Annotated in this window: 21 protein-coding genes and 2 pseudogenes; 18 read left to right on the forward strand and 5 right to left on the reverse strand. The window is 42.2% G+C overall.

What is annotated here, in order from left to right; genetic code table 11:
- Positions 1-172 precede the first annotated feature (172 nt).
- Positions 173-337 carry a hypothetical protein gene (locus NQX30_03910; protein ID MDM5147515.1) on the reverse strand — a complete coding sequence of 55 codons (165 nt, stop codon included), beginning with the start codon at positions 335-337 and terminating at the stop codon, positions 173-175.
- On the opposite strand from NQX30_03910, the gene NQX30_03915 reads away from it, so the two are divergent.
- From NQX30_03915 to NQX30_03955, 9 genes and pseudogenes are all read left to right on the forward strand, one after another.
- Positions 336-1,130, forward strand: a complete 795-nt coding sequence (locus NQX30_03915) for a histidinol phosphate phosphatase (GenBank protein MDM5147516.1) — start codon at positions 336-338, stop codon at positions 1,128-1,130. The genes NQX30_03910 and NQX30_03915 overlap by 2 nt on opposite strands.
- A 298-nt stretch (positions 1,131-1,428) precedes the next feature.
- The gene (locus tag NQX30_03920; protein ID MDM5147517.1) at positions 1,429-3,867 is read left to right on the forward strand and encodes an FAD-dependent oxidoreductase; all 2,439 of its coding nucleotides are present in this window, start codon (positions 1,429-1,431) and stop codon (positions 3,865-3,867) included.
- A gap of 20 nt (positions 3,868-3,887) precedes the next feature.
- Positions 3,888-4,211, forward strand: a complete 324-nt coding sequence (locus NQX30_03925) for a zinc ribbon domain-containing protein (protein MDM5147518.1) — start codon at positions 3,888-3,890, stop codon at positions 4,209-4,211.
- 384 nt (positions 4,212-4,595) lie between these two features.
- Positions 4,596-5,498 (forward strand): hypothetical protein, encoded by a 903-nt coding sequence (locus NQX30_03930; protein MDM5147519.1) that lies wholly within the window; start codon positions 4,596-4,598, stop codon positions 5,496-5,498.
- Between the two features lie 240 nt (positions 5,499-5,738).
- Entirely contained in the window at positions 5,739-6,383 is a 645-nt protein-coding gene (locus tag NQX30_03935) for a carbonic anhydrase family protein (protein MDM5147520.1), read from the forward strand.
- 53 nt (positions 6,384-6,436) lie between these two features.
- Positions 6,437-6,826, forward strand: coding sequence for a RidA family protein (locus tag NQX30_03940; GenBank protein ID MDM5147521.1), 390 nt, complete (start codon positions 6,437-6,439; stop codon positions 6,824-6,826).
- Between the two features lie 403 nt (positions 6,827-7,229).
- Positions 7,230-7,724: pseudogene (locus NQX30_03945) on the forward strand (IS30 family transposase).
- Between the two features lie 85 nt (positions 7,725-7,809).
- Complete coding sequence (locus NQX30_03950; protein MDM5147522.1) at positions 7,810-8,706, forward strand: oxidoreductase; 897 nt, start codon at positions 7,810-7,812, stop codon at positions 8,704-8,706.
- Between the two features lie 132 nt (positions 8,707-8,838).
- Positions 8,839-9,417 (forward strand): uracil-DNA glycosylase family protein, encoded by a 579-nt coding sequence (locus tag NQX30_03955; protein MDM5147523.1) that lies wholly within the window; start codon positions 8,839-8,841, stop codon positions 9,415-9,417.
- 462 nt (positions 9,418-9,879) lie between these two features.
- Here the strand turns inward: NQX30_03955 and NQX30_03960 are convergent, their stop codons facing one another.
- From NQX30_03960 to NQX30_03975, 4 genes and pseudogenes are all read right to left on the reverse strand, one after another.
- Positions 9,880-10,002, reverse strand: coding sequence for a hypothetical protein (locus NQX30_03960; protein MDM5147524.1), 123 nt, complete (start codon positions 10,000-10,002; stop codon positions 9,880-9,882).
- 545 nt (positions 10,003-10,547) lie between these two features.
- Positions 10,548-11,771, reverse strand: coding sequence for a DNA cytosine methyltransferase (locus tag NQX30_03965; GenBank protein MDM5147525.1), 1,224 nt, complete (start codon positions 11,769-11,771; stop codon positions 10,548-10,550).
- A complete protein-coding gene (locus tag NQX30_03970) occupies positions 11,764-12,507 on the reverse strand; it encodes an Eco47II family restriction endonuclease (protein MDM5147526.1) in 744 nt (247 codons plus the stop codon). The genes NQX30_03965 and NQX30_03970 overlap by 8 nt, the downstream gene beginning before the upstream one ends.
- Positions 12,508-12,872: 365 nt before the next feature.
- Positions 12,873-13,142 (reverse strand): annotated as a pseudogene (locus NQX30_03975) (MBL fold metallo-hydrolase).
- Between the two features lie 296 nt (positions 13,143-13,438).
- Between NQX30_03975 and NQX30_03980 the strand changes: the two are divergent.
- From NQX30_03980 to NQX30_04020, 9 genes are all read left to right on the forward strand, one after another.
- Complete coding sequence (locus NQX30_03980) at positions 13,439-13,996, forward strand: peroxiredoxin (protein MDM5147527.1); 558 nt, start codon at positions 13,439-13,441, stop codon at positions 13,994-13,996.
- A 147-nt stretch (positions 13,997-14,143) separates the two neighbouring features.
- Complete coding sequence (locus tag NQX30_03985) at positions 14,144-14,797, forward strand: AhpC/TSA family protein (GenBank protein ID MDM5147528.1); 654 nt, start codon at positions 14,144-14,146, stop codon at positions 14,795-14,797.
- Positions 14,798-15,426: 629 nt separating this feature from the next.
- A complete protein-coding gene (hemA, locus tag NQX30_03990) occupies positions 15,427-16,617 on the forward strand; it encodes a glutamyl-tRNA reductase (GenBank protein ID MDM5147529.1) in 1,191 nt (396 codons plus the stop codon).
- Position 16,618: 1 nt separating this feature from the next.
- Positions 16,619-17,677 carry a peptide chain release factor 1 gene (gene prfA / locus NQX30_03995; GenBank protein ID MDM5147530.1) on the forward strand — a complete coding sequence of 353 codons (1,059 nt, stop codon included), beginning with the start codon at positions 16,619-16,621 and terminating at the stop codon, positions 17,675-17,677.
- Positions 17,670-18,527 (forward strand): peptide chain release factor N(5)-glutamine methyltransferase, encoded by an 858-nt coding sequence (gene prmC / locus NQX30_04000; GenBank protein ID MDM5147531.1) that lies wholly within the window; start codon positions 17,670-17,672, stop codon positions 18,525-18,527. Before prfA ends, prmC begins: the two co-directional genes overlap by 8 nt.
- A 16-nt stretch (positions 18,528-18,543) precedes the next feature.
- Positions 18,544-19,350, forward strand: a complete 807-nt coding sequence (gene mutM, locus NQX30_04005) for a bifunctional DNA-formamidopyrimidine glycosylase/DNA-(apurinic or apyrimidinic site) lyase (protein MDM5147532.1) — start codon at positions 18,544-18,546, stop codon at positions 19,348-19,350.
- Positions 19,351-19,359: 9 nt separating this feature from the next.
- Positions 19,360-20,112 (forward strand): HesA/MoeB/ThiF family protein, encoded by a 753-nt coding sequence (locus tag NQX30_04010; protein MDM5147533.1) that lies wholly within the window; start codon positions 19,360-19,362, stop codon positions 20,110-20,112.
- Complete coding sequence (locus NQX30_04015; protein MDM5147534.1) at positions 20,099-20,836, forward strand: RNA methyltransferase; 738 nt, start codon at positions 20,099-20,101, stop codon at positions 20,834-20,836. The genes NQX30_04010 and NQX30_04015 overlap by 14 nt, the downstream gene beginning before the upstream one ends.
- A gap of 181 nt (positions 20,837-21,017) precedes the next feature.
- Positions 21,018-22,445, forward strand: a complete 1,428-nt coding sequence (locus tag NQX30_04020) for an aldehyde dehydrogenase family protein (protein MDM5147535.1) — start codon at positions 21,018-21,020, stop codon at positions 22,443-22,445.
- Positions 22,446-22,454: the final 9 nt, after the last annotated feature.

Here is a 22,454-nt window from a genome sequence, read left to right on the forward strand (position 1 = left end):
TGGCGGTGTGGGATGTCCTATAACCTTGTCAGCGTTCCGGAAGTCTAGATTCGGCCATTGTCGCCAATAGCGAGCGAGTCAATGACATTGTCGGACTACTACGGCGTTGTCCGACCATTTAGGCGATAGCACTCAACGGCGGCAAGGCACGGCTATGTTTTACGCGCTATATTCAGCCACAACTTGATGAATCAATTCCGTTAGAAATTTTTCCACTGCCGCCTACTAGCCCAGCTAACGCCCGCATGACACGAGAACAAAAATTAGCCGCGTGGCAGTAAATCAAACCGCTTCTACGCCCATTACCGCCGTGAGCGGCGAGTATAATTTGCGACATGAGTGAGATTGAACAATTGATGAATTTTGCGCAACAGTTGTCAACGCACGCGCGTGAAATCACCTTGCCTCATTTTCGCTCCGGTATACACAGCAATACCAAAGCCGACGATTCACCGGTCACAATCGCTGATCGCGATTGTGAAGCCGCTATGCGGACACTCATTGCCGATACCTATCCGACACATGGTGTTGTCGGCGAAGAATATGGCGATGATTCGGCCAATTGCAGCGACGTGTGGGTGCTAGACCCAATTGACGGCACGCGGAGTTTTATTACTGGCAGCCGCCAGTACTGCACATTAATTGCCTTTGTGCGTGATGGCATAGCACAAATCGGGCTAATTGACATGCCCGCAGAAAATGAATGTTGGCTCGCATGCGACGTGTCCGACAAACAATCGGTAACGCTAAACGGCAAGCCTTGCGTAACTTCTACCTGCCACAAATTAAGCGAATCTTCCTTAGTTACTACCACGTTGGGAGTGGCTGATAACGCATGCGAAGCTGCGGCAAAACGACTGTGCCGGAGTGCGGGGCAAATGCGGTTAGGTGGTGACGCTTCGGCTTATGGTTGCGTGGCATCTGGTTATGCCGATATAGCAGTGGATTATAAAATGGCGTGTCATGATTATCTGCCACTGGTGCCTATTGTACGCGCCGCCGGTGGCGTGATTAGCGATTGGCAAGGAGAAACATTGCAATTATCTTCAACTCACCGAACCGAAGTGTTGGCGAGCGCTACAATCGACTTGCATCAGCAGGCACTATCCACATTGAATATGCAAAAATAAGTCGGCAGGCGCAAAATGTATTTTTTCCAAAGAAAGAAAATCAACCGAAAACATCAATACTTTTTTCCTAAAAAAACATATATCATTTCCCTAATTTAAAAAACACTCTAGATATGCGTCGTAAAATATTAACCGCAGCCGTACTCGTTTTGCTCGCGATATTTTTCTTTAGCGCACCTTTTTTAGTCCGATAAATGAGATAATTCGCCGTTGTGAGAAAGTAAAAAATACGGTAGATTTTTCCGTTTTTTTATCTCTTCTGAATACAAAAAATGAGAGTAACATCCTGAGGAACCATATGAAAAAACAAGCAAAAGTAGTAGTCATTGGCGGCGGCGTAGCCGGCGTATCAACCTTATATCATTTGGCACACAAAGGCTGGGGCGCGGATTCGGTGTTGCTGGAACGGCACGAGTTAACGTCTGGTTCCACTTGGCATGCCGCCGGTTTGTTACCTTTATTTAACATGTCATATTCGGTGGGACAGTTGCACAAATATTCCCTTAATTTATATAGTGGATTGGAAGCCGAAACTGGTCTCAAAAGCGGCTTGGCGCAGGTAAGCAATATTCGCATGGCCTTGACAGAAGAACGTATGGACGAATACCGGCAGTATGCCGCTGTCGCTGCCACCATTGGCGTGGCAGTAGAATTTCTCACACCCCAGCAAGTAAAAGATATTTGGCCACTGTGTGTGACCGACGGACTCATCGGCGCCATTCGGCATCCCGAAGACGGTTATATTCAACCAGCGGAGCTAACTTTTGCATTGGCTAAGGGCGCACGCAATCACGGTGCCGAGATATACAATCGCACTACAGTTACCGACATTCAAAGACGTAATGGACAGTGGGCAGTAGTTACCGACAAGGGAGAGATTTGTTGCGAACACATTGTGAGCGCCACCGGTAATTATGTACGCCAGACCGGCGCCATGGTGGGATTAGATATTCCCGTTATTCCGGTGCAGCACCAGTACATCGTAACAGACGAGATACCAGAATTGATGGAACGCCGCAGCCAGGGATTACCTGAAATGGGCGTGTTGCGCGAGCCCGATGGCTCTTGGTATATGCGCGAAGAGCGCGGCGGACTAATTCTCGGTCCTTACGAATTTGGTGCGCCAGCATGCTATCTTAACGGTCCCGCACCTGACGCTGAGCGAGAGCTATTTCAAGAAGATTTAGAACGACTGATGCCGCACATTGAGTCAGCAATTCGCCGAGTACCGTGCTTTGAAAAAGGTGGAGTGAAGCAAGTATTTAATGGCGCCATTTGCTACACACCAGACGGTAATCCTATTGTTGGCCCGGCGTGGAACTTACCCAATTTTTGGATTAATGAAGGTCACAGTTTTGGTATTACTGCCGGCGGCGGCGCCGGCTGGCAGTTGGCAGAATGGATTGTAGACGGCGAACCTACCGTTGACATGCTAGGCGTTGAACCACGACGTTTTGGCGACTATGCTACCAAAACCTATCTCATCAAAAAGAATGAAGAAACCTATGCCAACATGTACACTGTACATTATCCCGATGAGGAGCGAGAGGCTGCTCGACCATTACGCACCGCACCATGTTATGACCGTTTGAAGGCAATGGGTGCCGTTTTTGGTCAAAAATTTGGCTGGGAACGCGCTAACTGGTTTGCTCCTGAAAACGTAGAAGCCAAAGATGATTGGTCATTCCGACGTTCCAAGTGGTTTCCACACGTTGTCAACGAAGCAAAAAATGTCGCCGCCAATGCCGGTCTTTTGGACATGACCGCCTTTGCTAAATGTCGCATTAAGGGAGCTGGAGCACGCGCCTTTTTGGACAATTTGGTAGCCAACAAGCTACCAAAAAAAGACGGTCGCATTGCTTTATGTCATGCACTTAACAGTCGTGGCGGAGTACATTCCGAATTTACCATTTATAAAGAAAGTGATGAATCATATTATCTAGTATCCGCCGGAGCTTGGCAGCGGCTAGACCACGATTGGATTAACAAACACCTCCCCGCCGACGGTTCAGTTGTATTTGAGCAGTTGACCAATCAACGAGGCGTATTGGTGCTGGCTGGACCGCAGTCGCGCGAAATTATGCAACGCGTCTCGCCACACGAAGATTTTTCAACCACCTCCTTTCCTTGGTTGTCGGGACGGTGGGTGGATGTGGGGGTAGCACCAGCATTGGCGGTGCGAGTGAATTTCGTCGGCGAATTAGGATGGGAATTGCACCACCCAATAGAATATCAAAATCATATCTTTGATGCGCTTATGGCAGCCGGTGCCGATTTAGGATTAAAACCTTTCGGCATTCGCGCCATGGACATGTTGCGCATAGAAAAATCCTACAAACTAGTGGGACAGGAATTGTCCACTGAATATGCTGCTTGGGAAAGTGGATTGCAGCGTTTTGTTTTTCCTGATAAGGGAGATTTTATTGGGCGCGACGAACTTTTGCAGTGGCGCGAGCGCGGTTTTAAATGGCAGAGCGTAACCATGGAGATAGGCAACATTAAAGACGCTGACCCTCTCGGCAACAATGCCATTTTCAAAGATGGTAAAACAGTGGGACGTGCAACCAGCGGCAACTTTGGACCACGGCTACAAAAAACGTTCGCGTTGGCAATGGTGCCGCCATCTCTAGCGCGTGTCGGCGAAGCTTTTGAAATGGACGTGCTAGGCGAAAGACATCCTGCCGTTATAGTTAAAGAAAGTCCTTATGACTCCGATAATACGGTATTGAAAGGATAAATTTCACAAAAATAGTAGCCATGCCCATTTACGAATATCAGTGCAAGCAATGTGGACATCAAGATTCCGATATGGATTCCATCAATGCGCCGCGTGTCAAAAAATGTCCATCTTGCGGCAAACGCTCATTTTCTCGCCTCATCTCTGCGTCTTCTTTTCAACTAAAAGGCAGTGGTTGGTATGCGACTGATTTTCGCAACAACGACAAAGCAGATAATAAAACGGAGAAAGAAAAAAAGACTGACAAGGCGAATGCCGTTGACGACGGAAAAACAACTACCAAAAAACCTGATAAAAAAGAATCCAAAACGGAAAATAAAAAAGGCCCCAAAGAAGCAGCTTAATTATCAATTTAATGCTTCCGGCAGAGGCTTTGTTTTCTACACCACCTTACATAAAGACTCCTACTCCGGCCTCAACGATACTACTTCGGATTGTGGCACAATATTATTTCTTATTTCTTAATTGATGTAGCGATGATTACCGGCGCAACACTTTTATTTTTTTTGGTCTTGCGCAATCGCTTTCACATAAATTAATTCCGATAAACGATACCTACCACTCCGAAAAATAATTATGCGAAAAGTCACAATCGGATAAAAATAATCCGATTGTGACTTACACAAAACGATTACTCGCTTGTCCTGCTCTTAACAAAAAAGTAGTTGCATATAAAAATAAATATGATATGATTAGTAGCATTGTTAAACAAACTCAGGAGAAATAAGATGATGGCTTCAAGCATCAAAACAGTCTCATGGGGAGGAAATGATGGTGAAATTTTTGAAAAGCGATTGATTAAAAAAATAAGCCTTCACACTAGCACTTGTGTTAATCAAATAGGTATAAATAAAGATAAACACGGTAGCGGTGGTGTTGATAGGGGAGAGATAATATTAGCGCCTGATGAACATATCAATAAAGTTAATATACGTTCAAGTGTAGGAATTGATTTTGCTGAATTTACAACAAACAAAGCCCGCACAATTAGCGGCGGAGCACCAGAAGGAAGCAATCATATACTAGAAAATATGCGAGTCATTGCCATTGGCGGAAGATCTAGCTTACGTCTTGATAAGTTGGACATTATGTATATTGATAAATATGAAGAATCTACAATTGAAGAACGTAATGTAGAGTTTATACTGAGTTATACACTCCCTTTCAAAAATATATATATGTTTGAAAAGACTAGAGAACAGGTCGCAGAAATTTATAGAAAAATGACTAAAATCATGTTAGAGCGGCAGTATAGTGCTAGTATCGAAGGAGAATACTATGAAAAAGTTATTGCTTCTACAAAACTTGAAGTGAAAGACGTCAAGCTGGAAACAGTTAAGAATGAACTAGAAAAAGATCTTATTACTGGTTCACCTACAGTCCGTATTGTTCCGAAGGACCATGTAGGAATCGAGGTTATCTCAGGAACCATAATGAAAGGAGCCGATGGAAACTTTTGGGTTTCACCGATCGACTCTCTTTCATATTCAGCTATACAAATAAATGATGCCGGCAGCATTCTTAACCACTATGATTTGACGGGTACGCTTCATACCCAAATACCGAGTCTTGCACTTCATAAGACAACAAAAAATAATTATATTTATTATAGCGAACAAAACAATGAATAAAAATAATCCATTCAATTCGGTTTACCCCTCCATCTCTCATTTACAGTTTTTATATCTACGCTGCACATTATTGTATAGTCACGGCAATTAACTACTCTAGTTAATTTGGCATTAATCATCATTAACCAAAACAAAAAATTTCAACCAATCACTAAACGATCGATTTTATGGCAGGAAGGTCAGTTATTGTGAACGGCGGCAATATTTTATGACTATAAATTTCAATATCATAAATAAAACATGAAAACCTTAACAGAAAACATGCAAAAATCTATTACCCCAGAAAAAGCTCTAAATTTATTAAAGGAAGGCAACAACCGTTTTATAAATAATTTGAAAGCAAATCGTAATCTATTACAACAGGCTAATGAAACCTCAGAATATCAGTACCCATTTGCAATAATATTAAGTTGTATTGACTCGAGAACTTCAGCTGAAATTATTTTTGACCAAGGTCTTGGTGATATATTTAGTGTGCGCATAGCTGGAAATATTATTAATGAAGATATTTTAGGTAGCATGGAATTTGCCTGTAAAATAGCCGGCGCTAAAATTATTACTATTTTAGGTCACAGCAATTGCGGTGCTATTAAAGGTGCTTGTGACCATCTTGAAATGGGGAATCTAACAACATTACTTTCTAAAATACGTCCAGCAATAGATGACGAAAAAACAGTGACAGAAAACCGCAACTCCGGAAACGAAGATTTTGTTAAAAAAGTAACGCTTATCAATGTACAATGTGCCATGAAAAGCATTACGCAAAGAAGCCCAATATTAAAAGAAATGATAGAGAATAATCAAATACGTCTTGTTGGAGGTATTCATAACATAGCTTCAGGCGAAGTTACTTTTTATTCAGTCCTTCCTAACAAATTGCTCTAGCCAACAATTATCACCTCGTCCGCATTCAAGCATTAATTATTTATAAAAAATCAATGACATCTCACAAATTAATTTCTGGCAGTTCTGATTACGAAAAAAAAATTGGTTACTCTAGGGCCGTTGTTGATGGTAATTATGTGTTTGTTTCAGGCACTACCGGTTTTGATTATAAAACCATGACCATTTCAGATAGTGTAATTAAACAAGCTAATCAATGTTTTAAAAACATTGGATATGTACTCATAAAGGCAGGATCTAGTTTAGATGATGTAGTACGTGTTCATTATATATTTCCAAACAAATTAGATTTTGAACCTTGTTGGCCGGTATTTAAGAAATACTTAGGCATTGCTTGCCCAGCAGCAACTATGTTTGTTGCTCAATTACTTGATGATAGAATGAAACTTGAAATCGAAGTTACCGCTAAAATAAAAAACACTTAACCAGTAATTCAAGAGAATTTTTTAACAGTGCATTAACTTCATTTTTCTGCCTATCTTGGCAACCTATCAAAATCCATTTAATAACCTTTAGATTAGTCAGCGACGGAAATAAAATTTCAATTTTTATCTTGGCACATTCAACTTCAAAGTGCGCACCCTAAATAAAAAATAGGACATAGTAAAATCCGTCAGTATAAAAGCACACTAATACTTTAACTTAACAGGAGAAAACTATACCCTATAAGCATCTTACCCTAATTGAAAGAATAGAATCAAGATAGGCCATCCTGAAGACAAGCAAATGCGCATTAGTGCAGAATGTATTTATCAGTGGATTTATCAAGATGCAATCAACGGTGGCAACTACGTTACGGCTCATCAATAGGTATTACCTAACAGAAGAAGCATTCACGACAGATCAACAACAATCCGCAACAAAACAAGATATGGGCACTGGGAAGGAGATATCATTTTTGGTAGTAGAAGCAGTGGCTATATTGCAACTTTTGTTGAGTATAAAAGCAGATATTTAATCTCAGCAAAACTGTGTGACAAAACAACTCAAGAATTAACAAATAAAGTAATTAAATTGTTTGTAAGTATTCCATCAAAGTTAGTAAAAACCTTAACGCTTGATAATGGAAAAAAGTTTGTGCAGTTTAAATATATTGAAAATAATACAGGATTAACCATTTATTTTGCTGATTCGTATTCATCGTGGCAACGAGAAAGCAATGAACAAGTAAACGGACTTGTGAGAAGATATTTTCCAAAGAAAATGAGCTTTGAGAATATTACTGATAAAATGGTTAAGGAGGTCGCAAACAAAATTAATAATCGACCTAGGAAGTGCTTAAACTATCGGACACCAGCTGAAACTCTAGGTGGTGCACTTTGAAGTTGAGTGTGCCCTGTTATATTTCGCTTTATAGCCGAGTGAAGTAATTTTTAATTTTTCGGCATAACAAAAAATGGAGAATATTATGAAAAAATGGACAACATCAAATATACCTTCTCAATCAGGACGGACTGCAATTGTAACTGGAGCAAATTCTGGCTTAGGCCTGGAAACGGCTAGAGCACTTGCAAATAAAGGAGCTCATGTGATATTGGCATGTCGTAGCGAAGAACGAGGGAAGCAAGCTCTGGATAAAATTAAATATGATAAGCCCCAAGGTTCGGTTGAGTTGGCGTTGCTCGATTTATCGAGTCTTGAATCTGTAATTAAATTTACGCAATCATTCAAAACGCAGTACAACACGCTTGATTTGCTTATCAATAATGCAGGTGTGATGACGCCACCAGCCTCAAAGACGGTAGACGGTTTTGAGTTACAGATTGGCGTAAATTATCTTGGTCATTTTGCATTGACTGCAGGGTTATTTGATCTTTTAAAACAAGGAAATGATCCACGAGTGATTACACTCAGTAGCCTTGCACATCGTTGGGGAAAGATTGAATTAAATAGCTTCTCCGATATCAGTAACTACAACTCTTGGAGAGAGTATGGACAAAGTAAAATTGCTTGTTTAATGTTTGCAATAGAATTAGACGAACGTTTACGGGAAGCAGGGATTTCGATGAAGTCTTCATCAGCACATCCAGGTGGCACAAAAACTGATTTACAGAGGCATAATCTAATGTCACGAGTGCTAGACTTTATGTATATGGAAGCAAGCCAAGGGGCACTGCCTTCGCTATATTGTGCTACTGAACTGTCTTCCGTTAGCGGTTCCTATATCGGTCCTGATGGTTGGTTTGAAATGCGCGGGTATCCTGCTCCAGCAAAAATCGCCAAACAAGTGCACGATAAAGATTGTCGAAAGCAATTATGGGATGCTACTGAAAAAATGGCAGAAATCAATTTTGATGTATCTTGAACATTTTTACTTACGAGTTGTTCTATTGGGTGAATGGAACAGTTACCAAAAATATAACAAGAAAAGGCAAGGAGACGCATTACCGCACGCTTACTTTAGGCATTATGGGTTAATATTGAAAATCGACGTATTGTGAAGTCTTATTCGTCATTACTACGTGAAGTTGGTGCTTGTAAAATTTGTAATGAACACCTGCCTCTAGGACCTAGGCCTGTTTTGCAGTTTAACCCAATGGCGAAGATCTTAATAGCTGGACAAGCACCAGGAAAAAAAGTGCACGAATCTGGTATACCATTTGATGACGCTAGCGGAAAACGCTTACGCGAATGGTTGGGGGTAAGTCGTGAGGTTTTTTATGATCCGCAACAAATTGCAATTTTACCTATGGGTTTTTGTTTTCCTGGTTCAGGAAAATCAGGAGACCTTCCGCCAAGACCAGAATGTGAGCTCACTTGGCGCAAGCTACTTTTGGAACGTCTGCATAAACTGGAAATTACATTAGTGCTTGGACAATACGCACAGGCTTATCATTTTGGTAACGCCAATTCTTCCGTAACCGAACTGGTTAGTTCATGGCGCCAGTATTGGCCGAAGGTGGTTCCCCTGCCACACCCTAGCCCAAGAAATAATCGTTGGTTAAAGAATAATCCGTGGTTTGAGACAGCGTTGCTACCGAAACTTCGTGAACGAGTTTCAGAGGTATTAGCATAATGAGGTTAAGGTACCATAATCAACATAAGCAACCTGGTCAGCCTTCGGTTGATGACTGTCGTGGGTGTTATCGTACATGGATTAAATATGAAAATTGAAAAGGGCTCTGTTAAAAAAATGCTGTAGCTGAAATATTTGGTGTTGTAACGTGGTGGCTCGTTAATAATGTTGATTCATTAACAGTATCCGATAAAATTATTAGATTAAGTAATCAATATTAAAATTAATTATTAACAACGCATAACAAGTTTGTTAAGTCAGTCGCAAAACGCTTGGTTTGCATCGCTTACAATAAGGCGAAAATACTTTCAAATGCTATCTTGGGTTTTATATATATTTTTCTTGCAGTACTAGAAAATAAGACCGCACAACCAAGAAAAACTAGCATGCTTACGTAGTTAAACTAATGAATACCAAAACCTGACGGAGGCAAGTATTCGCTTGAACGATTCATTGGGTGCTTTATGAGTCAAAATGTTTTTTCTTTGTCAAAAAATCTATTTTTTCAGCAATATAAGGAATATTGCAAATTACAAAAATCAATCCCAATATAAGGACACCTTGCATAATTATTTGTGTTTCCATTGTTTACTCCTTTTCAGTTTTCAAAACTTTATAAGCAACCGAAAATTTGTTTTCGTAATTTAAACTTAATGGAGACAGAAAATGCTTAACCTGTACCGTTTACCCTCTCCTCAGCCTCAATAAAGATGGCTTTAGCTATCCGCTTAATTGACTTATTGTGTGGTTATTTTGACATAATTATTGTTTATGTAATTACACCACTGTTCGGACTCAAGAGGAGGAATTTGCTTATTATCTCTAATGCCAAGTTTGAACTCCACAACTGAACGCCATTCTGTCGAACCAACATCAGACCCATGACCACGATTATCATCAGTAAATATTTGTTTTTCTACAAGATCATACCAATCATTTGAGCAAACATTAGTATTTGATTTTTTACCATCAATATCAGAACATCCAGTTATTGCTACTAAGAATAATGCGAAAAAAGTAAATATTAAAGTCTGATTTATAATTTGCTACATAATAACTAAATTCAGCGGTAGTTTACCATCCGCTAGAGTGATTTGTTATGTGCTTTTGTTGCACATTCACCCTCGGGTTCAAATAATTTGATTTTCAATATTATTCAGCAAAGCTATTAATTTCCTACCGATAGCTTGGGCTAAATTTACAGGAACGGCATTACCAATTTGTTTATATTGACTGCTGATTGAACCCACAAACTTCCACTTATCAGGAAATGTTTGAATTCTCGCATACTCTCTAATATTCAAAGGTCTCGTATCCTCAGGATGGCATCTTTCAGTTTGTTTTTGAGCCGGTGCACACGTTAAAGTTAAACTAGGGCTATCGTAAGATAGCCTTCTCGCCATCCCTGTTTTGCCTCCACCCATAAAATAACTTTTCTGCATATATTCCCGCTGTATCTCATCAGGAAGATCTACCCAACAACCGCCAGGAGGAACCATAGCCAAGATTTTCTTTTTCCTTTCAGGGTAAACTTGTCCTTGAGATTTTGGACAATCTGAATCGTATAAGTTTCCTTTTAATAGAGCATCCTTTACGGTTAAAATTTTACCAAATGGTTCCGGCCATTCAAAATTGCTATATTTAACTAAATCATTGCGAATACAAACGAGGAATAATCTCTCTCTCTTTTGTGGAACTCGGTAGAAAATAGCCTTTAAAACTTTTGGTTGAATTAGTGTATAGCCAATTTCCTGAATAACAGACTTAATTGCTTCTAATGTTTTTCCATTGTCGTGAGTTAATAGCCCTCTTACATTTTCACCTAAAAACACTTTAGGTTTTATTTCTTTAATTGCTCTTACAAATTCAAAAAACAAAGTTCCTCTTGTATCCTCAAAACCTAACTTCTTTCCTGCATAAGAGAATGCTTGGCATGGAAACCCGCCTGATAAAAAATCAATATTTTTATATACAGTAAAATCTATATTACTTACATTACCTTCAATAACATTCCAGTCAGGGCGATTTTTTCTTAATGTTGCGCAAGCATCTTTATCTATTTCATTCAATGCAACAGAATTAAATCCTGCTTTTTCCAAACCGATTGCCAATCCACCTGCTCCAGCAAATAATTCAATTGAGTTATATTTTTTAATTGGCTTTATTGCTTGTTCTTTATTCCAACTAGACTCGATCATTGCTTTTACCTGTGGGAAATAATCTAAATCAGATAAGGAATAGCATCCATCTTTTAGTGATTTTACTTTTCCATTTTTTTTCCAACTTTCAACTGTTCTCTTAGATACAGACATGATGTCTGCTAACAATGACTCTGAAATCATTTCTTTAGACATTAAAATTACTGAACCCTTCATATTTTTCAAAGGATAATAAGTAGAGACTTTTAAGTAAATTGGGCGATATTTGCTTTAATTCTGTCAATACAGTATTAGATTTATCATCTAGTTCTATATCATTAACAATATCCTCAATAACTTTTGGCAACTGTTCGCAAAGTTCTTTAAATGCGGTTTTTCTACCTGTTACAAGTTCATAAAATTTATCAATTGAAACTCGTCTAATGTTTTCAGTTGAAATAGGATTTCCATCTAAGCTAACATTCCAAATAATATTCTGACTGTTTCTAGCAATAACTTCGACAAGCATACATTTTGCATTAGGATTATTTAAAAGCGTAGCTTGCATCCTCATATAGGTTTTCTGAGAAGATGATGAGTTCATAGTATTATGCTTATTTTTCATTTCAACATAATACTGCTCACCTAAATTGACAATATCATAGCCATTTGTTGGCACACTCCAACCATCACCAATATAGCTAAAAATATTTTGATGGAAGTAGCCGATGTGATTAGTATTAGATTTGTCCATCTGTCTAACAATTTCACTCTCAATCACGCTCTGTATATCTCTGTCGTATACTTTTGAATCAAAAGTTAATTTTATCGGGTCAATAAGATTTTTGTTAAACTTAGCTAAATCAACCTGAAATCTGTACTTTTCCACTGTATCCTTAGTGTGATTGTACAAATCTTGATCGCTAATGAAGCTAAGATCGTAATTGCCCAAAATTTACTCCTGTTTAAATTTTTTACACATAACAGCGTGGCGATAACCCGCCTGTTTAGAGTTTACTCTATTATAGCTCTAATAGATCAGGTTGATTGGCTTGTTAGAGTACCGCAGGCGGATAACAAGTTAATTTATTATCGCCATGTCTTAGAACCGACCGCCTTGCGGTCGTATCTAACGTATAAGTTAAGAGACTCTCGACGCTTTTTCGAGAGTCCCGCTTAAACGCCTTGCTATGTATTTTGGCGCTGACGGCAATCTTTTCATTCGAGCTATTATAATAATTATTCACTGTATCATAAATTTTTTATTAGTGTTTCCCACCATGCTTCACGCTTGTGTTCTTTTCTTGTGGTAACGAGCTAACCAAGTTTGGGAGAAATAATGTGTACGCCTCGCTTGTCCGCTTTTTTTGTGGCTCTTTGAATCGGCTCATACCAACTGTGTATGGCTAGATCGAACATACCCCAATGTATCGGAACCATTGCCTTACCCTTAAGGTCGATAGTGGCTTGAACTGCCTCCTCTAGCATTTGATGCATAAACTCCCACTCAAGATTATAAGCACCATTGTCAATAAAGGTAATATCAAATAGCTCAAGTCGATTACCTATTTCTTTGTAATGCTCGGAGTAACCAAAATCATCTTGGTAACTATATCAATGAGTTTGCCCAACTCAAAGCCAATGCAAGGAAACAGTTTCCAAGGTATAAAAGAAAATGAGCTTTGAGAATATTACTGATAAAATGATAGGTAACGCAGTTCCTTGTAACTTAGCCTATTGTTTAGCAAAAACCATTAAGGAGCAATTATATAAAGCACGTAACAATTCATTCCAGTCGACCGCCAATGCGTTGGCTGAATAATTCAAAACATTACGCATTTGATACGTAACGCTACTTACTAAAATACGCATCAGAGATCATTATGAATAAACAAGTTCTTCCAGATAATTTACCAGTACCAGAGGATGATGGTGCATGTGCCCATCTTGAAGGGATGTGCTTTCCTTTACTTTCGTTTGAAACAACAGAGGGTTCTATTGTTTTGGCAAAATTACCAAAAACAACTGTAGTTTATATCTACCCCAGATCATCTGCCGATAGTGTTGACCCAGAGGGTTGGGACGCCATTCCAGGGGCTCGAGGCTGTTCTCCTCAAGGATGTGCCTTCCGCGACCATCAACTTGAACTTTCAACCCTCGGCGCCAGTGTATTTGGGCTTGCAACTCAAGATGTATCTTATTTGCGAAGCGAAGTGGCAAGACTACACCTGCCGTTTCCACTTATTAGTGATAGTCAACTCCAGTTAAAGGAAGCGTTAAATATTCCAATATTAGAAATGAAAGTTAATGGGGCGAGTTTCTATAAACGCATAACACTAATACTTCGGGAAAGACATATTGTTAAGGTGTTTTATCCTGTATTTCCACCCGATAAAAATGCTGAAAATGTAATTGAGTGGCTGAAGGGTAACCCACTCTGAACTTCTTGATAGATTTAAGTTTATGTTAAACTGATTAAGTTCTTTGTAAACGGTGTGTATAACTTGCCAAATATATTTATACAAAGCACCTCAGCGAAAATTGCCATTTCTACTGAGTTGTTATAACTAAAAAAATGGGTGTCTCCTATGAGTTTAGAAGAAGAACTAAAAGCTAAGCGTATTCAGTCTGAATCTAGTCGAGACAAAATTCAGGTGGACATAATGAAGAATGCTACCCAACAACTTATAAGAGAAGGAATTGAAAAAAATGCGTTTGGCCTAGGTGATGAAATTCCTTCATTTCATTTACCCAATGTCCATGGCCAACAGGTTGAAATAGGCGACCTGCTTATTAATGGTCCCTTGATCATTACATTTTATCGAGGTAGTTGGTGTCCTTATTGTAATTTAGAGCTGAGAGCTTACCAAAATAATTTAGAGGTTATTCAGTCGCATAGTGCTCAAGTTGTAGCAATTTCTCCAGAGTTACCAGATAGCTCCCTTTCTCATACTAAAAAACTTGTCCTTGATTTTGAAGTGCTCAGTGATGCAGGAAACGTAGTTGCAAGAAAATTTGGCTTAGTATTTAAAATGCCAGATGAATTGGTAAAAGTTTATAAACAGCTAAACAATGACCTCACAAAACATAATGGAAATAATAATTGGGAGCTTCCTATCCCTGCTACTTATATTGTCGAGTCTGATAGAAAAATTGCATTCTCATATGTGAATGCAAATTATTTGGAGCGAGTTGATCCACAACGAGTAGTTACATCACTAAGTCAACTATTAACGAAATAGTGATGTAATGCATAGTTATAGCAAGTGTATCAAGCAAACTTGCGTAAACGTAAGTTCTGTTTATTCAAACGTTATATGGCTATCGGTAACAACACAATATGAAAAAATTATTCAATGGATAAAAAACTAAAGTTTTCTAACAATGATGTCATTGGTTCTGGCTATAGGATTTATAACGGTGGTTGTACTGATATTTAAAAAAACCCACCAAAAAAATCAGTAAATCTCATTTTTGCTGACCCTACTTATAACCTACAATTAAAATAAGAATTATATCGTCCAAACCAAACTAAAGTAGATGATGTTGATGATGATTGGGATATTTTTTTCAAAGAAAATGAGCTTTGAGAACATTACTGATAAAATGGTTAAGGAGGTCGCAAACAAAATTAATAATCGACCTAGGAAGTGCTTAAACTATCGGACACCAGCTGAGGTTCTAGGTGGTGTACTTTGAAGTTGAGTGTGTCCTTTTCCAAAAACGGCTATTGAAGTCTGATTTTTTTAATTACCTTGTGACCAAACACAAAGTAGATTTATCTTAATGGCAACGCAATACCGTTGCTACCCAATCGCTTGTCAATTGAATGCGATAAAATTAACGATTACAAATAGATTTTTTATTGAACGTGTCACAATTATTTTCCATTGGCGCCGACCATCGCATGGCATCACAAGCAGTGCGTGAGATGCTCAGCATTTCCACCGAAGCGGTGGCTGACAAGCTCCGCCAGCTGCGTGCCAAACAGTATGTACAAGAAGCCGCCATTGTCTCCACCTGTAATCGTACCGAAATATACTGCCTCACCGACCAACCAGCACAAGTAGCGCACTGGCTTGCTGGCGACCACAGTGGCGCGCTGTTTCAACTGTGTGCACGTGATGCCGTGCGCCGTGCCTTTTGCGTGGCTAGTGGTATTGAATCGCAAATAATCGGCGAACCGGAAATTACCGGACAAATCAAGCGTGCCGCTGATATTGCACGGAAAAATGGCGATTCCGGCGTCATTATCAATCGTCTGCTGGAAAAAGCACTTTCCGCCGCAAAAGCCGTACGACAAGAAACCGACATTGGTCGCCGCCCACTTTCCTATTGCGGGCTGGTAGCACAGGCTGCCGCCGGCATTTTTCCTAATCTGACAGACGTTGCCGCACTTTTTGTCGGCACCGGAGACATGAGTCGTGCCGGCATGAAAATGTTTGCTGCTCGTGGTGTGCGCCGACTGGCAGTGGCCAGCCGAAATGCTGAAAAAGCGGCGATGGTGGCACAAACTGCCAACGGTGAAGGGATTGCCATTTCTCGCCTGCCGGGAATACTGAACGAATTTGATATTGTTGTATCTGCAACCGCCAGCCAAGTGCCTATTATCGGCAAAGGTGCGGTGGAACAAGCGCTACTCAAACGTCGTCACCGACCGATGATATTTGCTGATTTAGGAGTACCGCGTGATTTGGAAAGTGAAATTGATAAACTGCCGGACGCTTTTGTGTACACGCTGGACCAACTTGGTGAACAGGCTGCTCGTTCGCAAGTAGCACGAGAGGAAGCCGCAAAAACAGCAGAATCTATCATTACCCGCCATGTAACTGACTTTTGTAACTGGTTACAACAGCGCACACAAGCACCTGCAGTGCGTGCTGTCCGTGAAAGCGCTGAATCAGCACGGGAACGAGAAGCTCAAGCTGCCATTGCCCGCCTGCAGCGTGGAGAAGACCCACAAACGGTAATTAACGATTTTTCCCGGCGGCTTACCAACAAAATTTTACATCACCCCACCATATTGTTAAATCAACAAGTGGATGATAAGGCAGACGATTAACATGTTAGCAAGCTGGCTACAAAAAAAACTAGAAACTGATGAACATCGCTTGTGCGATATTGAGCGGCAGATGACCGAAGAGCCAGGAACGGAGTGGCAAGCACTATCCAAAGAATATGGCAAATTGCTTTCACCAGTAGAAAAATTCCGTCGCTGGCGCGAAGCGACAGAAAAAATACACGAACTGCAGGAAATGAATAGTGACCCCGAGCTGGCAGAACTTGCGCGTGAAGAATGCGAGCAAACGGCAACTGAGCGCAACATATTAGAAAAAGAATTACGGCGGCTATTCACCTCGGACAATGACAATGATGAACGTAATTGTTTTTTGGAAATTCGTGCGGCAGTGGGCGGCAACGAATCGTGCCTGTTTGCCGGTGATTTATTTCGCATGTACAGCCGTTACGCCGAATCGCGCAGTTGGCGGATGGAGATCGTCTCCCAAACTGCAGGAGAAGCGGGCGGGCGCAAAGAAATTATCAGCCGTATCATTGGCCACGGTGCGTACGGGGTATTGCGCCGCGAATCCGGCGCTCATCGCGTTCAGCGAGTGCCAGAAACCGAATCTCAAGGGCGAGTGCACACTTCAGTGGTAACTGTAGCAGTCATGGCTGAGGCAGGCGCCGATGATAACTTAAATATTGTTTCAAGCGACTTACGCGTTGAAACATTTCGCTCTTCTGGCGCTGGCGGTCAACACGTTAATACCACTGACTCCGCAGTGCGCATTACGCACCTTCCTACCGGTACAGTGGTGGAATGCCAAGACGATCGCTCTCAACACAAAAATCGTGAACGTGCGATGGGCGTGTTACATGCACGCATTGGCGAACAAAAACGCCGTGAACGGCACGAAAAAGAAGCCAGTGAACGACGTAGCTTAGTGGGCAAAGGCGAGCGCTCCGACCGCATCCGAACTTACAATTTTCCACAAGGGCGCCTAACCGACCACCGTATCGGTCTGACACTATATAAACTGCCAACGATTATGGAAGGAGAGATTGACGAGGTATTAGATGCACTAACTGATTTTGAATATGGTGAGATGTGTGATGATTGAAACTATCGGCACGCTGTTGGCAAACGGTACCCAGCAATTAGCAACACAGTGCGGCGAGAAAACCGCGTTCATTGAAGCACGAGTGCTGTTACGCCATATTGTTGACGATGCCGATGACGCTACGCTGATCAGAAAAGAAAATAATGAAGTCACCGCGACAGTGCGCGAAGCTTTTGAACACAATGTGCAACGGCGATTAACCGGCGAGCCGGTAGCATATATTGTCGGTAACTGTGAATTTATGGGACTGGATTTCATAACCACACCAGCGGCGCTGGTGCCGCGCCCTGAAACCGAAGAAATGACAGAAGCCGCACTATTACATCTACCCGAAGATACCGGGCGAGTATTGGACATGGGTGCCGGCTGCGGCGCTATCGGATTATCCATCGCCCATCTTAAAAAACAAATACACGTCTTACTTGCCGACACCAGCGAAGACACACTAGCATTGGCACAAAAAAACGCCCACCACTTGGGTGTGAACAATGCCCAATTTCATCACGGCAACTGGTTTTCGCAAATGGGTAACGAACGGTTTGATTTAATCGTTTCTAATCCGCCCTACGTTGCTGCAAATGATGAGGTGCTAGCGACACTACGCTACGAACCTATTCTGGCACTAGTCGGCGGCAACGATGGATTAGACGGGTTACGTCAGGTCATTGTCGGCGCACCACAACACTTAACCGCTGGCGGTGTGCTGATGGTAGAACACGGAGCACAGCAAGCAACGGCAGTGCGAATGTTGTTTGCCAGTGCCGGCTTTTGCGGGGTGTGCTGTTGCAACGACTTGGCCGGATTACCACGCATAACATTTGCGGTTCGTGGTGGCGGACACATTTTATAAAATATTTTTTCCTCTCGTGCCCGAACTGCCTGAAGTAGAAATTGTGCGACGCGGCATTGCGCCGGTTATTGTTGGACAGACAATCGATGACGTTATCGTACGCGAGCGGCGACTACGGCTACCGGTCACACCACAGTTGCGTCAAAAAACCCGAGGACAACAAATACGTGAAGTGCGACGACGTGGAAAATATTTACTAATTGATTTAGAAGGCAGCGTATTAATCATACACTTGGGTATGAGCGGCACGCTATATTTTTCGCCAAAACCACCGACACGCAAGCATGAACACATCGGTTGGAAAATCGGCGATGTTTTTTTAATTTACAATGATCCACGCCGTTTTGGTTGCGTAGTATGGAGCAGCAGTGCACCAGAAACTCACCCGCTACTGTGCCTGTTGGGACCGGAACCGCTATCACCAACATTTGATGGTATTGTCTTACGACAAGCGCTAAAAAATAAACGAACGTCGATTAAAACAGCACTTTTGAATGGCCACATCGTTGTCGGCGTAGGCAACATTTATGCTAGTGAATCGCTACACAAAGCCAGCATTCACCCACAAACACCAGCTCACCGCATTGGTAATGTACGCTCATCACGGCTTGCCGATTCCATTAAAATAATATTGCACCAAGCGATTGATGCCGGTGGCTCCACTATCCGAAACTTCACCAACGTTGAACAAGCATCCGGTTATTTTCAAGTACAATGGCAAGTGTATGGTCGCGGCGGACAACCCTGTACTTGCGGTGGCACTGTGCGGCAATTCAAACAAAACGGTCGCTCTACCTATTATTGCCCACGTTGTCAGCGATAATACGGAAACATGAACGATACACTCTTACAGCGCTATAGTCGCCACATCTTGCTGGATGATATCGGCATTGAAGGACAAGAACGGCTACTATCCGCTCAAGCATTAATTATCGGCGCAGGCGGACTAGGCTCTCCTGCAGCACTATATCTGGCTGCTGCCGGTGTCAACCTTACCCTGTGCGATGATGATGACGTGGATTTAACCAATCTGCAGCGACAGATATTACACACTACACCGCACATCGGCATGGCAAAAATTGATTCTGCAAAAAAGTCGCTAACCGCGCTTAATCCGCATTGCCATGTAGAAATCGTAAACGAACGATTAAATAAAAAAAATGCTGCTCACCTCATTATCGCCGCCGATGTGGTGCTGGATTGCTCTGACAACTACGCCACACGGCATCTTATCAACCGTTGCTGCACAAAATACAGTAAGCCACTAGTGTTTGGTGCCGCTATTGGCTTCACTGGTCAAATGACAGTTTTTGATTCGCGCAATGCACAATCACCCTGTTACAACTGCCTGTTTTCCGAAAACGACGAAGCTGTTGAAACGCGCTGTGCATTAATGGGAGTTCTGGCACCGCTAACTGGCATTATAGGCTGCCTACAAGCAACGGAAACCGTAAAGCTCATTGCCGCACCACACACTAGTTCATTGGCTGGACGTCTGTTGCTGGTGGACGCACGAGACATGTGCTGGCGCGAGGTACAAGTGCCTCGCGATACGGAATGTGAGGTATGCTGTGTCCGGGCGTAAGGCTTTTGACCGCGTTCGGGTGGTGCTTAAAGACACCACGCATCCGGGTAACATAGGCTCAACGGCACGAGCCATGAAAACCATGGGCATACATCAACTGTATTTGGTATCGCCGCGAACACTAATTGACGCTTCTTCACATGCCTTAGCGGCGGGCGCGACGGATATTTTATCTAGCGCCGTATTTTGTAACACCCTACCCGAAGCGTTGGCGGAGTGTACACAAGTATTTGCGTTCAGTGCTCGTCGTCGCGATTTATCGCCCACATTCATTACCGCACGCGTTGCTGCTGAAACGGCAGCAACAAACATTACCGCTGATGGCGAAGTAGCGCTGTTGTTTGGTGGCGAACGCAGTGGGCTCACTAATGAAGATATGGGACGCGCTGGTTATGCCGTAGAAATCCCCACCAGTAGTGAATATTTTTCGCTCAATTTATCGCAAGCAGTACAAATCGCAGTGTATGAATTACGTCAAGCGTTGACAAAGGCGCCACGTGCGCCCCAGCGTGATATGCCCTCACAAATGCAGATGGAAATGTTTTTTACGCATTGTCAAGAAGTGTTGGATAACGTTAACATGCCTAAACGCGGCGACGGCGGTCTGTTGTTAGCGCGACTGCGCCGGCTAATCACGCGTGCAGAACCGGATGCCGCAGAAACGCGCATGTTGCGCGGCGTGTTGCGGGCGGTACAGCGCCGAATAATGCGTGCAGACAAATAGTAACTGGGAAACGTCATTAGAGCAATAATCTCATAATGGCACTTTTATTGTCTTTGATTAAATTGGCTGTTCAAAAACGCTATTTTTTTATTTTAATTTTTCAAGCTAGATATATCAATTTTGGTACAATCAATGATTACAAAATCAACTCATTTTTCTTTCAATTTAGCGCAATAATATCATGACTCCAAACCGTCTTTTTATTGACAACCAGTGGATTAATACCAATGACACACTGGCAAGTATAAATCCCGCCGATGAAAGCATTATCGGCGAAGTTGCCTGTGCAGGTCAGGCCGAAGTGGACGCCGCCGTCGCTGCCGCAAGGCGGGCACTTAATGGCGTCTGGCGTAAGACGACGCCGTGGGAACGTGGGCGAGTGTTGGCAAAAATATCGGCTCTGATTTTGCAAAACATTAACGCGCTAGCCGATATGGAAATGCGTGAAACTGGCAAACCAATAACGGCAGCGCACGGTGCAGTGCATTCAGCAGCACGTTACTTTGAATTTTATGCGGGCGTTGCCGACAAAATACAAGGTACCAGCATCCCCTTGGGAGAAAATTACGTAGACTTTACTCTGCGTGAGCCACTGGGAGTAACCGCCCATATTTTGCCGTGGAATGTACCACTCAATATGTTGGCGCGCGGTGTGGCACCAGCACTGGCGGCAGGTTGCACAGCCGTAGTTAAGCCGGCGGAACAAACTCCACATGGCGCATTACAATTAGCGCAAATATTTATAGATGCTGGCTTGCCACCGGGAGTGGTAAACATCATTAACGGTCGCGGTGAAACTACCGGAGCAATGCTGTCATCACACCCTGGTATTGACGGCATTACTTTCACCGGATCAGTTGCTACTGGTGCCGCAGTCATGCGTGCTGCTGCCGAACATATCAAACCAGTAGTGTTAGAACTAGGCGGCAAGTCGCCCATAATAGCGTTTGCCGACGCGAAGCCAGAAAAAGTCGCCACCGAAGCTTGTAAGGGTATTTATTCTAATACAGGTCAATATTGCGATGCCGGTTCGCGGTTATTATTGAATGATCGCATTCATGATGCGGTGCTAGAGTTGGTGGTCGAAAAAAGTCGTGCCATTAATGTTGGCATGCCGGCAGAAAACGTTGACATGGGACCACTTATTTCAGATGAGCAGCATCGTCGCGTGATGGATTACATTCGCCGTGGTAAGGAAAGCGCAGTGCTGGCTTGTGGCGGCGGACGACCGGCAACACTAGAAAAAGGTTATTTTGTGGAGCCCACCGTGTTTGACCAAGTAGATGTCGGAACCGATATTTCCCAGCACGAAATATTCGGTCCAGTACTGTCGGTTAGCTACTTTGGTGACGAAGATGAAGCTTTACATATCGCTAACAGTACCGATTTTGGTTTAGCTGCCGGCATTTTTACTCAAGATATTAGCCGAGCTCTGAGGTTGGCATCAAAATTGGATGCGGGCACAGTGTATGTGAACGAATATTTTAGTGGCGAAATAGCTTCACCTTTCGGCGGCGTCAAAAAAAGCGGCATCGGTCGCGAACGCGGTTTAGAAACATTGGCTAATTACACGCGCATTAAAAACGTGATAATTAATATCAGCAGTTAATATCTACAA

Source organism: Candidatus Persebacteraceae bacterium Df01, assembly GCA_030386295.1.
Classification (GTDB): domain Bacteria; phylum Pseudomonadota; class Gammaproteobacteria; order Tethybacterales; family Persebacteraceae; genus Doriopsillibacter; species Doriopsillibacter californiensis.

Excerpts from the sequence above, each read along its gene's own strand:
- NQX30_03915 (MDM5147516.1), top strand. The coding sequence starts at position 336 with ATGAGTGAGATTGAACAATTGATGAATTTTGCGCAACAGTTGTCAACG.
- NQX30_03910 (MDM5147515.1), bottom strand. The coding sequence starts at position 337 with ATGTCGCAAATTATACTCGCCGCTCACGGCGGTAATGGGCGTAGAAGC.
- NQX30_03920 (MDM5147517.1), top strand. The coding sequence starts at position 1,429 with ATGAAAAAACAAGCAAAAGTAGTAGTCATTGGCGGCGGCGTAGCCGGC.
- NQX30_03925 (MDM5147518.1), top strand. The coding sequence starts at position 3,888 with ATGCCCATTTACGAATATCAGTGCAAGCAATGTGGACATCAAGATTCC.
- NQX30_03930 (MDM5147519.1), top strand. The coding sequence starts at position 4,596 with ATGATGGCTTCAAGCATCAAAACAGTCTCATGGGGAGGAAATGATGGT.
- NQX30_03935 (MDM5147520.1), top strand. The coding sequence starts at position 5,739 with ATGAAAACCTTAACAGAAAACATGCAAAAATCTATTACCCCAGAAAAA.
- NQX30_03940 (MDM5147521.1), top strand. The coding sequence starts at position 6,437 with ATGACATCTCACAAATTAATTTCTGGCAGTTCTGATTACGAAAAAAAA.
- NQX30_03950 (MDM5147522.1), top strand. The coding sequence starts at position 7,810 with ATGAAAAAATGGACAACATCAAATATACCTTCTCAATCAGGACGGACT.
- NQX30_03960 (MDM5147524.1), bottom strand. The coding sequence starts at position 10,002 with ATGGAAACACAAATAATTATGCAAGGTGTCCTTATATTGGGATTGATT.
- NQX30_03965 (MDM5147525.1), bottom strand. The coding sequence starts at position 11,771 with ATGTCTAAAGAAATGATTTCAGAGTCATTGTTAGCAGACATCATGTCT.
- NQX30_03980 (MDM5147527.1), top strand. The coding sequence starts at position 13,439 with ATGAATAAACAAGTTCTTCCAGATAATTTACCAGTACCAGAGGATGAT.
- NQX30_03985 (MDM5147528.1), top strand. The coding sequence starts at position 14,144 with ATGAGTTTAGAAGAAGAACTAAAAGCTAAGCGTATTCAGTCTGAATCT.
- prfA (MDM5147530.1), top strand. The coding sequence starts at position 16,619 with ATGTTAGCAAGCTGGCTACAAAAAAAACTAGAAACTGATGAACATCGC.
- prmC (MDM5147531.1), top strand. The coding sequence starts at position 17,670 with ATGATTGAAACTATCGGCACGCTGTTGGCAAACGGTACCCAGCAATTA.
- NQX30_04010 (MDM5147533.1), top strand. The coding sequence starts at position 19,360 with ATGAACGATACACTCTTACAGCGCTATAGTCGCCACATCTTGCTGGAT.
- NQX30_04020 (MDM5147535.1), top strand. The coding sequence starts at position 21,018 with ATGACTCCAAACCGTCTTTTTATTGACAACCAGTGGATTAATACCAAT.